The sequence below is a fragment of the Ensifer sp. ENS08 genome (assembly GCF_014852195.1).
Taxonomy (GTDB): domain Bacteria; phylum Pseudomonadota; class Alphaproteobacteria; order Rhizobiales; family Rhizobiaceae; genus Ensifer; species Ensifer adhaerens.
This window is the reverse complement of record NZ_JACVBF010000007.1, coordinates 84,655-96,310: the sequence shown is the minus strand read 5'-3', so window position 1 is coordinate 96,310 and position 11,656 is coordinate 84,655. Positions and strand designations below refer to the sequence as shown.

7 protein-coding genes and 1 riboswitch are annotated in these 11,656 nt (G+C 63.6%); of the genes, 5 read left to right on the top strand and 2 right to left on the bottom strand.

Annotated elements, in window-relative coordinates; genetic code table 11:
* Positions 1-26: 26 nt before the first annotated feature.
* From hupB to IB272_RS17465, 3 genes are all read left to right on the top strand, one after another.
* Positions 27-302 (top strand): DNA-binding protein HupB, encoded by a 276-nt coding sequence (gene hupB / locus IB272_RS17475; protein WP_034803616.1) that lies wholly within the window; start codon positions 27-29, stop codon positions 300-302.
* 124 nt (positions 303-426) lie between these two features.
* A riboswitch (FMN riboswitch) is annotated at positions 427-609 on the top strand.
* A gap of 87 nt (positions 610-696) precedes the next feature.
* Complete coding sequence (locus IB272_RS17470) at positions 697-1,611, top strand: DMT family transporter (protein ID WP_060580962.1); 915 nt, start codon at positions 697-699, stop codon at positions 1,609-1,611.
* Between the two features lie 67 nt (positions 1,612-1,678).
* Positions 1,679-3,886, top strand: coding sequence for an esterase-like activity of phytase family protein (locus IB272_RS17465; protein ID WP_192444588.1), 2,208 nt, complete (start codon positions 1,679-1,681; stop codon positions 3,884-3,886).
* Between the two features lie 95 nt (positions 3,887-3,981).
* Here IB272_RS17465 and IB272_RS17460 read toward each other — a convergent pair whose 3' ends face one another.
* A complete protein-coding gene (locus IB272_RS17460) occupies positions 3,982-4,458 on the bottom strand; it encodes a MarR family transcriptional regulator (protein ID WP_034803611.1) in 477 nt (158 codons plus the stop codon).
* Positions 4,459-4,686: 228 nt separating this feature from the next.
* On the bottom strand, positions 4,687-6,525 hold the full coding sequence (locus IB272_RS17455; protein ID WP_089044033.1) for a methyl-accepting chemotaxis protein: 1,839 nt from the start codon (positions 6,523-6,525) through the stop codon (positions 4,687-4,689).
* Between the two features lie 379 nt (positions 6,526-6,904).
* Between IB272_RS17455 and IB272_RS17450 the strand changes: the two genes are divergently transcribed.
* Both IB272_RS17450 and IB272_RS17445 read left to right on the top strand, forming a co-directional pair.
* A complete protein-coding gene (locus tag IB272_RS17450; RefSeq protein ID WP_060580872.1) occupies positions 6,905-8,185 on the top strand; it encodes an exonuclease SbcCD subunit D in 1,281 nt (426 codons plus the stop codon).
* Positions 8,185-11,640: an AAA family ATPase gene (locus IB272_RS17445; protein ID WP_192444586.1), complete on the top strand. Its 3,456-nt coding sequence runs from the start codon at positions 8,185-8,187 to the stop codon at positions 11,638-11,640. The genes IB272_RS17450 and IB272_RS17445 overlap by 1 nt, the downstream gene beginning before the upstream one ends.
* The last annotated feature ends 16 nt before the right edge of the window (positions 11,641-11,656 follow it).

Sequence of the window (11,656 nt, the reverse complement as noted above, 5' to 3'; positions counted from 1 at the left end):
CGAACCAATCTGAAAGGGGTGGAAACATGAACAAAAATGAGCTCGTGTCTGCCGTTGCTGAGAAGGCCGGACTTTCCAAGACCGACGCATCTTCTGCAGTTGATGCAGTTTTCGAGACCATCCAGGCTGAGCTGAAGAACGGCGGCGACATTCGCCTGGTCGGCTTCGGCAACTTCTCGGTTTCGCGCCGCGAAGCCTCGAAGGGCCGTAACCCGTCCACGGGTGCGGAAGTTGACATCCCGGCACGCAACGTGCCGAAGTTCACGGCCGGCAAGGGCCTGAAGGATGCCGTCAACGGCTGATGAGATTTGCTTGGCGGCCGGACACGAGGCCGGCAGTCCAGGTATTCGAGGGTTCGGCGCAAGCCGGACCCTTTCGCATTTTTGGGGCAGCCCTTGCGGGTGTCCGTCATTTGCTCTAGGGCTTGCCCATTCTCAGGGCGGGGTGAAAGTCCCCACCGGCGGTAAGGGCATGACAGCGCGGCGTCTTGGAGACGCGCGAAGGTGGCCCAAGCCCGCGAGCGCCTTTCCTCGATTTTTGGGGAGAGGGTCAGCAGATCCGGTGCAACTCCGGAGCCGACGGTCATAGTCCGGATGAAAGAGAATGGTCGCTGGCACGAAGGGCAGGGATGCCCGGCGTCGTGCCGTGCGCTCATGCGTCCTGATTTGTGTTTGGTCCGCTTTCAGGGTGCATGACATGAATCAGACTTCCCTCGGCTTTTCCTCCTCGCGCGCCATGGCCGGAGCTGGCTTCATGGTGTTGGCCGGGATCGCTTTCGCCGGCCTCAATGTCGTCACCCAATGGCTGACGATGAAGCTCGGTTTTCCAGCCACCGCCATGGCGTTCTGGCAATATGCCTTCGCCTTCCTCTTCTCACTGCCGTTTCTGCGACGCGTCGGGCTGTCGGCCATGCGCACCGACTATCCCTGGCGTCACGTCGCGCGCGTGGTGCTGGCCGCCTTCGGTGTGGGGGCCTGGGTCTCCGGTCTGGCGCACGTGCCGATCTGGCAGGCGATCGCGCTGGTCATGACCTCGCCGTTCTTCATCATCCTCGGCGCCCGCCTGTTTCTCGGCGAACGCGTCGGCGCGGCGCGCTGGGCCGCAACCGCGGTCGGTTTCGCCGGGGCGATGATCATTCTCGAACCGTGGTCGGACAGCTTCAGCTGGGCCGCCCTTTTGCCGATCCTGTCGGCGCTGTTGTGGGGCGCTTCGTCGCTCATCACCAAGAGCCTCACAAGTCTCGAGCGCCCCGAAACGATCACCGTATGGCTGCTTGTGCTTCTGACGCCGATCAACGGCGCCATCGCGCTTTCGGCCGGCTTCACCATGCCGGATGGGGCAGCACTCGGTTTCCTGCTGCTCGCCGGGATACTGACCGTAGTCGCACAATATCTGCTGACGCTCGCCTATACTGTTGCCGACGCTGCCTATGTGCAGCCCTTCGACGATCTGAAGCTGCCGCTTAACGTCTTTGCGGGCTGGCTGGTCTTCGGTTACGCGCCGACAGGATATCTTTGGGTCGGCGCAGTGCTGATCCTTGGCGCCTCGCTGTTCATCATGCGCAACGAGATGCGGCGCGAGCGCGCCGCGCCTGCAACCGGAACGGTGTAAAACCCAAGCGTTGTCATTCGGCTGTCATCGGCATCGCGCAGAACCCCCATGTTTTCAGTGTTCGCACATGGGGGATTTCATGACCATCACTTCGCGCGTGACCGCGCTTGCGGCCGTTCTTCTTGCATCCGCAGCATTTCCTGCGGCGGCCGAGCCCGTCTTCAACCGCATTGCATCCTTTGCTGTTGCCGATAACCTGCCGGAAGGCGATGCGCGCAAGGCGCCGACATCTGCCGAAATCATCACGGCCAGCGAAGACGGCAACACGCTTGTCTATTCCGACAGCCCCGGCAAGCGCGTCGGCCTGATCGACATCACCGATGCCAAGGCGCCGAAGGCAGCCGGCACGGTCTCTTTTGACGGCGAGCCGACCTCGGTCACCATCGCCGGTGCAAAGGCACTCGTCGCGGTCAACACGCGCGAAAGCTTCGTCAAGCCTTCGGGGCTTCTTGCGATCGTCGATCTGGCCTCGAAGAAAGTCGATGCGACCTGCGATCTCGGCGGCCAGCCGGATTCGATCGCCGTCAACAAGGACCGCACGCTGGCGGCCATCGCCATCGAGAACGAGCGCGATGAAGAGCTGAACGACGGCAAGATCCCGCAGATGCCGGCCGGCGACCTCGTCATCTTGTCGTTGAAGGATGGTGTTGCCGATTGCGGTTCGCTGAAGCGCGTGACGCTGACCGGTCTTGCCGAAATCGCCGGTGAAGACCCGGAGCCGGAATTCGTTTCCTTCAACGGCAAGGACGAGATCGCGCTGACGCTGCAGGAGAACAACCACATCGTCATCATCGACGGCAAGACGGGAACGGTGAAGACGCATTTCTCTGCCGGCACGGTCGACCTCAAGAACATCGACACCAAGCGCAACGGCGCGATTGCCTTCAAGGACGAGCAGCCGGGCCGCAAACGCGAGCCCGACGCGGTGAAGTGGCTCGACGACAACCGCATCGTCGTTGCCAACGAAGGCGACTATGAAGGCGGTTCGCGCGGTTTCACGATCTTCGACACCACCGGCAAGGTGCTCTTCGAATCGGGCGCGAGCTTCGAGCATGCGATTGCCGCCATCGGACACTATCCCGAGAAGCGCTCTTCGGCCAAGGGCGTTGAGCCCGAGGGCCTGGAAGCGGCGAAGTTCGGTGACGACAACCTGTTCTTCGTTCTGTCCGAACGTGCCTCGATCGTCGGCGTCTACAAGGATACGGGCGCCGAGCCTGAGTTGCTGCAGCTCTTGCCGTCGGGCATCTCGCCGGAAGGCGCCGTCGCGATCCCCGCGCGCAATCTCTTTGCGACCGCAAACGAAGTCGATCTCGTCGAGGACGGCGGCGCGCGCTCGCACGTGATGATCTATGAGCGTGCCGAGGGCGAAGCGGTCTATCCGCAGATCCGCTCCGCCGAGAAGGATGGCTTGCCGATCGGCTTCGGCGCACTCTCCGGTCTCGCCGCCGTCGCCGACAAGCCCGGCTTCCTGCGCGCCGTCAACGATTCGGTTTACTCGTCGCAGCCCACGATCTTCACCATCGATGCCACCCAGAAGCCGGCGCTGATCACCGAAGCGCTCGCCATCACCCGCGATGGCGCACCGGCGCAGAAGCTCGACATCGAAGGCATCGCCAATGACGGGGAAGGGGGCTTCTGGCTCGCGTCGGAAGGCAACTCCGACAAGCTCTACAGCCACGCGATCTTCCACGTGAACAAGAAGGGCGAGATCAAGAAGGAAATCGCCCTGCCGGAAGCGCTGCGTGCCGGCGAAACCCGCTTTGGCTTCGAAGGCATCACCGTTGTCGGCGAAGGCGACGAGCAGACGCTGTGGATGGCGGTTCAGCGCGAATGGAAGGATGACGAGAAGGGCTTCGTCAAGCTCGTCTCCTACAACCTGAAGAGCGAAGAATGGGGCGCCGTGCGCTACCCGCTCGAAAAGGCCGGTGACGGCTGGGTTGGTCTGTCGGAAATTTCCGTCCACGGCGACTATGCCTATGTCATCGAGCGCGACAACCTGATCGGTCAGGCTGCCAAGCTGAAGAAGATCTATCGCGTTGCGCTCTCGGAACTGAAGCCAGCTGCCCTTGGCGGTGAACTGCCCGTCGTCAAGAAGGAAGAGGTTCGTGATCTCATTCCGGAACTGAAGGCGCTGAATGGCTACGTCGTCGACAAGGTCGAAGGCTTCACCGTCGATGCCGCCGGCAACGGCTATGTCGTCACCGACAATGACGGCGTCGACGACTCCTCTGGCGAAACCCTGTTCTTCTCCATTGGCGCAATCAACGCGATGTAAGCGTTACCGCCCGGAGAAAACGGGAGAGGCCGGGACATGACGTCCCGGCCTCTTTCTGTTTCGGCACTTGTGATTTGCGACGAGCGAGAACGCTCCTAGCGGGCGATCGCGATCTGCGCTGCCTCTTCGGCCTCATCCTTGCGCTTGCGGATCTCGTCCGTCCGGTCGACCAGCTTGCCGACGATATCAAAGAGCGCGTCGAGTTCTTCGTCGTCGAGGGCCGAGAAGATCTCCTCGAGCAGCTGCTTGCGCGGGTGCTCTGCGGCTTCCAGTACGACGCGGCCCGTTTCGGTGATCGAGACGATCTTGGCGCGCCGGTCTTCAGGATCGGGCTTGCGCATGACCAGGCGGTCACGCTCCAGGCCGTCGATCGCTTCAGTGACGGTGCGCGGCGCGAAGTTCAGCGCGCAGGCGATGTCGGTCGAACGACAGGGGCCGAGCTTGCTGAGGAAGAAGAGGAACTTGCTGCGCGCCAGCGACACGCCTTCCTCGGTCATCGATTCGTTCACCAGCCGGTGAACCCGGTGGTAAAGCTCGAACAGTCTATCGGAAACTTCAAATGTCTTCTTCATGATCGTCGCTGGAATTTCATGAGGTGCCATGTGAAATGGCAGTAACATTAGTGATAGTTATAATTGCCGCATTTGTCGACACAAACCTCCGGCGTTTCACGGTAACTCCATCGCCTACAAAGAAACGGCCGCCATTTCTGGCGGCCGTTTCACTTGATGCGGCAAGAAATTCTCGCGACAGGCGACCGTTTGCGCGTCACACGACTTGCGCGTCGTCTCCGATCGCGATCAGGCGGCCCAGCGCGCGCCGTTGGTCGACTGGGCGTAGCCGTGACCGCCAGCCTCGGCGAGCGTGAAGCGCGCGATCAGTTCGCGCAGACGGCCGGCTTCCTGGGCAAGCGTCGCGCTTGCCGCATTGGCTTCCTCGACCATCGCCGCGTTCTGCTGGGTGACCTGGTCCATCTGGTTGACGGCCGTATTGACCTCGGAGAGCCCGGCGGACTGTTCCTGTGCCGAGACGGCGATCGCGTCCATATGCTGGTTGATCGTGACGATGAAGCCTTCGATCGTGCGAAGAGCCTCGCCGGTTTCGCGCACGAGACGGACGCCGCTTTCGACTTCAACGGCGGAGTTGCGGATCAGATCCTTGATCTCCTTGGCCGCGTTGGCCGAGCGCTGGGCAAGCTCGCGCACTTCCTGAGCGACGACGGCGAAACCCTTACCGGCATCACCGGCACGTGCTGCTTCGACGCCGGCGTTGAGCGCCAGCAGGTTGGTCTGGAAAGCGATCTCGTCGATGACGCCGATGATGTTGGAGATCTGGCTCGACGAATGCTCGATGCGGCCCATCGCATCGACCGCGCCCGACACGATCGCGCCGGACTTGCGGGCGCTTTCGTTGGCCTGGCCGGCAACGCTGCGGGCCTCGTGAGTGCGCTTTGACGAATTGCCGACATTGACCGTGATCTGGTCGAGTGCTGCCGCCGTTTCCTCCAGAGACGCTGCCTGCTGCTCGGTCCGGCGCGACAGGTCGTCGGCGCTCTGGCTGACTTCACGGGCACCGCTGTCGATGCTGCCCGATGCTGACGAGACGGCGGCAAGCGTGTCGGCGAGCTGGGCGACAGCCTGGTTCAGGTCGTGACGCAGCTGCTCGAAATCGGGCGAGAAGGGTTCGTTGAGCTGGAAGGCGAGATCGCCCGAAGCAAGGCGGCGCAGGCCGCTCGCAAGACCGGCGGTGGCTTCCTGAAGGCGGCGCTGGGCTGCTGCTTCCGCTTCTTCCGTCACGCGCAGACGCTCGGCTTCCGCTTTGGCGCGCTGTGTCTGGGCGTCGGCTTCGAGATGCTGATTGGCGATCGCCGCCTGGCGGAAGACCTCGACTGCACGGGCCATCTCGCCGATTTCGTCCTTGCGGGCGCCATAGGGGATGCTGCTGTCGGTGTCACCTTCGGCAAGGCGTGCCATCGAGCGGGTGATGATCTGGATCGGGCGAGCGATGCCGCGCACGGCATAGAGGATGGCGCCGAGCACGATGACGGCGGCAAGGGCGATGACGCCGATCTCGATCATGCGGATCTGGTCATGCGTGGCCGAGCTTGCGGCAACGGCGGCATCCGCGCCGGCGAGGTTCAGCGCCCGCATTTCCTTGATCGCCTCGTCGACCTTGCCTTCGGTCTCGCGCATCTCGACCTTGAAGACGCTCTGCGCCTTCATGTTCTCGAGGTTGTTGGAGAGCTTGACCATGCCTTCGGCGACGGAGAGATAGGCCTGATAGGCAGTCCGGACATTGTCGAGCGCCGCCTTGTCGGCATCGGTGACCATCAGGCTCGAATATTCGTCGGCGAGCTTGTTGAAGCCTGCGACGGTCTCACCGATGACCTTTTCCGCTGCCTTCTTTTCAAACGGCGTAAGGGAAATCAGATGGCGGGCAAACGCCATGCGGGTATCGGAAAGCTGCGTTTCGAGCGCGCGGGAAAGCGAGACGCGCGGTAGCCAGGTGGTGGCGATCTCGTTGTTGCGCTCGTTCATCATCTTGATGCCGCCGAGAGATGAAACGGCAAGCGCCGAAACGATAACGGCGACCACGAGGAAAAGGGCAATAAGCGTGTGGGAAATCTTGAGCCGTGACATGGTACCCCCGGAAGGACGGCCGTCCGTAAAACTGTACTTGAATTAAGTCATTCCGGCTCTTGATCGTCATGACGGAGCGGATAGCCGAAGCAGGAATCATTCCGGTGCCTGGACGCGCTTGAAACGCAGCCGGGGCAAACCTATCGAACAAGATGTTACAAAAGCCCTAATCGATTAAAGTGAGTATAATCTGATATTTGCAGGTAGCGCCGCGATGTCTTGAACAGACGATGTTAACAATCGCCGCCAACCGCATTTGTATTAGCGCCGCCTTTACTTCAGCAGGCTGAAATATGCTTGCCGGGAGCCTGCGCATCTCGCAAGTGGATGACGTGTGACGGCTGATTGACGGGCGGTGGCGGGACGGCCATGGTCGGCCATGCCCTTCCGTTTCGTCCATACCGCAGACCTGCATCTCGATTCGCCTCTCCGCAGCCTCGCCCTCAGAAATGCCGACCTCGCAGAGATCGTGCGCGGGGCGTCGCGGCAGGCTCTGGTCAAGATCGTCGATCTCTGCATCGCTGAAGAGGCCGATGCCCTGCTGATTGCCGGCGATCTCTATGACGGCAGCCAGACGTCGATGAACACGGCCCTGTTTCTCGGGCGGGAACTGCGCCGGCTGGATGAACACGGCATCCGCGTCTTCATCATCCGCGGCAACCACGACGCCCAGTCGCAGGTCACCAATGAACTGACCCTGCCGCCATCCGCCCACGTCTTCAAGGGCAGGGCAAAGGCGGTGGTCGCCAAGACGCTGGCAAGCGGTCGCGACGTCTATGTGCACGGCGTGAGCTTCGCCAGCCCGCATGCGCCCGAAAGCCTGCTTCCGGCCTTCCAGCCGCCGGTGCCCGGCGCGGTGAACATCGGCATGCTGCACACGAGCCTCGCAGGTGCCGCGGGTCACGATCTCTATGCCCCCTGCAGCGTCGCCGATCTCGTTGCCCATGGCTTCGATTACTGGGCGCTTGGCCACATCCACCAGCGGCAGGTCCATGCGGCAGAGCCCTTCATCGTGATGCCGGGTATGCCGCAGGGTCGCGACATCAATGAAGTCGGCGTGAAGAGCGTGTCGTTCGTCACGGTCGACGACGACGGCCATGTCAGTCTTGCCGAGCGGGCGATCGGCATCGCCAGCTTCGAACGCCTTCGTGTCGATCTGACGGGCATCACGGAATGGCGCGACATGCTCGATGCCGTCAGGCAGGCGCTTTCGCGCACCTGTGGTGAAGCGGCGGCAGAGAACGTCATCCTGCGTCTGACGCTCGCCGGCGCGACGCCCTTGGCCTGGCGCCTTCGCCGTGACGCGGACCTGTTGCGGGCGGAGATCGACAACATCGCCGCCGGCATCGCCGGCTGCTGGATCGAGAAGGTCGAACTCACCTGCGGCAACGCCCGGACCGAAAAACCGGGCGCCATGCTCGATCCCGTCGAAGAGCTGGCGGCGCTCGTCGAAGCGGACGTCTTGCCGGCGCACGGGTTTCGCCAGGACGTGCTGGCGGCCGTGGAAGACGTCCTGCAACAGCTTCCGCCCGAGCTTCGCCAATCGCTGGCACCGGACGAAGAGGCGGTCGCGCGGCTGGCGTTTGAAGCCGGTGTGTCGGGAACCGCCGAGGTGCTCGCCCATCTTCATGGCGGTGGCGCCGGCGAGGGTGGCCACTGATGCGGATCAGCGCGCTCGATCTCGTCCGCTACGGCAAGTTTACCGATCGTCGCCTTGACTTCGGCGATGGCGTGCCCGGCACTCCCGACCTCCACATCGTCTACGGCCCCAACGAGGCTGGAAAGTCGACCCTGTTTTCCGGATTCCTGGATCTGCTCTTCGGCATCGAGCATTCGAGCCCCTACGGCTTCCTGCACCCTTACCAGACGATGCGCGTGGGCGGCACGATCGAAGCGGCCGGCCGCAGCGATCGGGTCTTCCGGATCAAGCGAAAGACGAACTCGCTGGTCGGCCTCGACGACCAGCCCTTGCCCGACAACCTGTTTTCCGGAGCGCTCGGCGCGATCGATCGCGACACCTACCAAATGATGTTCTCGCTGGACGACGAGAGCATCGAGAAGGGCGGCGAGGCGATCCTGAAAAGCGAAGGCGAACTCGGGTCGCTGCTGTTTTCGGCAAGCTCGGGCCTTCCGGACAGCACGGCGATCCTTGCAGCCCTGCGCGGGCAGGCCGACGGCTTCTACCGGCCACAGGCGCGCAAGCATCAGCTTGCGGAACTGAAAGGCGAGCTTGAGGCCCTGAGGGTCGAACGCAATGCGCTCGATATCAATGCACGCGAATATGCGGCGCTGCGCAAAACGCTGACGCTGGCGCGTGAACGCCACGATGAAGAGATCACGCGTCGAGCCGAGTTGCGGCTGGCGCGGGCCCGCCTGAAAGCCGAGGTCGAAGCGTTGCCCCATTTCGGCAGGCTGCGCGCCCTCCGCACGGAACTGGCGGGCGCTCCGCCGCTGCCGGTACCGCCAGCGGAGTGGGCGAGTGAACTGCCGGCGCTTCGGCGCCAGGAGGCGGAGACCGAGATCAGGCTACGACAGATCGACAGCGAGATGCAGCATCGCCGCGATGCGCTCGAGGAAATGCCGCTCGACAGGGAAGGCCTCTGCCTGATCGAGCGCCTGACCGCGCTTCAGGGAACCGCGCTTGATGCGCGTTATGTCACCGCGGCGCGCGACATGCCGTCTCGATTGGAGGATCTGGCGCGGACCGGGGCAGAAATTCTTGGCTGCCTGTTGCGGCTCGGCGAACCGGCCGACCGCGATCCCGCGTCGCTTTTACTTGCGGCCGGGACCGGCGCGCAGCTTCAGGATTTGGCGCGCCGGCACTCGGCCCTCGTCGAGCGTGTCGCTTCGGCTCGCCTGGAGCTGCAGAGCGCCGTCGAATCGGATCGGGACGCTGAAGGCGATATGCTACGGCTCGAAGAGCAGGGGGCAGCGGACGTCTCCGGGCTTGCCGAAAAGCTGTCGCTGCTGCGGCGCAGTGACTGCGTCCTGCGCAAGCAGGCGGCGCAACAGGCCATCGACCGGTTGGATGCGGAACTCGCCGACAAGCTCGTGCTGCTGAGGCCCTTTGCCGGAACGGCCGATGACCTGCTCGCGCTCGACGTCCCGTCGCCGGCAACGCTGGAGACCTGGCGCAGGGCAGCTGCCAGTCAGGAGGAGCGGCATTTGCGAGTTGTCGACCGCATCGCCGCCGAGCAGGAGTTGCTGGCGGGGGACGAGGCGCGGCTGGCCGGGCTGTCCGCCGTTGGCGGCACGATGGACGATTTCTCGGCCTCAGCACTGCGTCAGCGCCGCAATGAAGCGTGGCGCCAGCACAAGGCGGAGCTTGCTCTGGAAACGGCCACTGCCTTCGAGCAGGCGATGAGCGAAGACGATGAGGTTTCCGCGCGACGCCTTGCGGACACGGCGCAGCTTGCCGACATGCGCGGCTTGTCGCTGTCGATCGCCGAGCGGCGTGCCCGGATCGAGACGCTGCGTCAGCAGGAGAAGCAATCTCTGGCCGACGCGGCGACGCAAGCGCAGGTTTTGGCAACAGCCGTCTTGGCCTGCGGCTTACCTAGCGTGATGCGTCTGACGCAGCTGGAGGCTTGGCTGACCACACGGCTTGCGGCGCTGGACCTGCGCGCGCATTTGCGCGCGGCGCGCCAGGATTTCGATCGCGCCCATTCCGAGGAGGCCGAAGCGATTGCCGGCTTGCGCGAGGAGCTTGCGGCCATAGATATCGACGGACGCCTGCCGGAGCGGCTCGACAACCTTCTCCTTGCCGCCGAGCAGGCGGTGTCGCAGGCGCGCGCGCTGGACGGCGCCCGCAACGCAGCCCGTGAGGCGGCAAAGCGGGCGCGAACGCTTCTGGAAAGCCGGCAGTCGGCGCTCGATCTGGCTGAAGACGCGATGGACGCGTGGCAAGAACAATGGTCGGAACTTCTTGCCAAAAGCTGGCTGGCCGCGCGGAGCGAACCGCTGACGCCAGAGCAGACCGGTCCGATGCTGACGATCCTGCAGGAGCTCGATAAGCTGACGCAGCGCAAGGCCGACCTCGAATATCGCATCGCCGGCATGCGCAAGGACCAGGTTGAATTCGACCGCGCCATTGCCGAGCTTGCCTGCGGGACGGCCGCTGATGACACACTGACGACCTACATGACGTTGAAGACGCGCGCCGCCGAGGCGCAGCGGCTTTCGGATCGCCGCGCAACCTTCCTCGCCGAAATCGCCCGCCTGGAGGAAGAGCGGCGTGCCGCCTGTGCGGAGCGGGAGCTCCATGTGGCGCGCAGGCGGCAGGTGCTTGAATTCTTCGACTGCGAAACGCTCGATGAGGCCGCGCAGCTATTCGAGGCCGGCCGGGAACAGCAGCGCCTGCGTGAACGCATCGCCGAATCGGAGGCGGATCTTGCCTCCCGCCTTGATGTCGCCGAGAGCACGCAGGCGGAGGCTTTGCTCGCGGAACTCGATGACACGGCGGTGCGGCTGGAGCTGGCACGGCTGGATGCCGCACTCGAACAAAGCGACCGCGACGTCAGTGAACTGCATACGGAGATGCGGGAAAGAGAAAAGGCGCTCGCGGCTGTCGAAGGCGGCGACACGGTCGCAGAACTCGAACAGAAGCGGCGGACGTTGCTGCTCGACATCGAAAACAAGGCGCTTGCCTATCTGCGGCTTCGCGCCGGCGTCATCGCCGCCGAGACCGCGCTCCGGCTTTTCCGCGAGCGGCATCGCAGCGCAATGATGCGGCGCGCGTCGGAGACCTTCAGCCGGATCAGCGGCGGAGAATATTCCGGCCTGTCGGCGCAGTCCGACCGGGGACAGGAGTTCCTGATCGCCAATGCGTCGGCCGGCGGGTCGAAGCTTGCCAAGGATCTCTCCAAGGGCACGCGCTTTCAGCTCTATCTGGCGCTCAGAATCGCCGGCTATCACGAAATCGCAGCCGCGCGCGAATCGCTGCCCTTCATCGCCGACGACATCATGGAGACCTTCGACGACGGACGCGCCGGCCGCGCCTTCGAGCAGATGGCCGAAATGGCCCGCGTCGGCCAGGTGATCTATCTGACGCACCACGAGCATCTTTGCGAGATCGCCCGTGAGGCCTGTCCGACTGTGACAATCCACAGGTTATGATAGGCTCGCGGGCGAG

What these genes read in the sequence shown, in the direction of transcription:
- IB272_RS17450 (WP_060580872.1), top strand. Translation starts at nt 6,905, where the DNA reads ATGCCCTTCCGTTTCGTCCATACCGCAGACCTGCATCTCGATTCGCCT.
- IB272_RS17445 (WP_192444586.1), top strand. Translation starts at nt 8,185, where the DNA reads ATGCGGATCAGCGCGCTCGATCTCGTCCGCTACGGCAAGTTTACCGAT.
- IB272_RS17465 (WP_192444588.1), top strand. Translation starts at nt 1,679, where the DNA reads ATGGGGGATTTCATGACCATCACTTCGCGCGTGACCGCGCTTGCGGCC.
- hupB (WP_034803616.1), top strand. Translation starts at nt 27, where the DNA reads ATGAACAAAAATGAGCTCGTGTCTGCCGTTGCTGAGAAGGCCGGACTT.
- IB272_RS17460 (WP_034803611.1), bottom strand. Translation starts at nt 4,458, where the DNA reads ATGAAGAAGACATTTGAAGTTTCCGATAGACTGTTCGAGCTTTACCAC.
- IB272_RS17470 (WP_060580962.1), top strand. Translation starts at nt 697, where the DNA reads ATGAATCAGACTTCCCTCGGCTTTTCCTCCTCGCGCGCCATGGCCGGA.
- IB272_RS17455 (WP_089044033.1), bottom strand. Translation starts at nt 6,525, where the DNA reads ATGTCACGGCTCAAGATTTCCCACACGCTTATTGCCCTTTTCCTCGTG.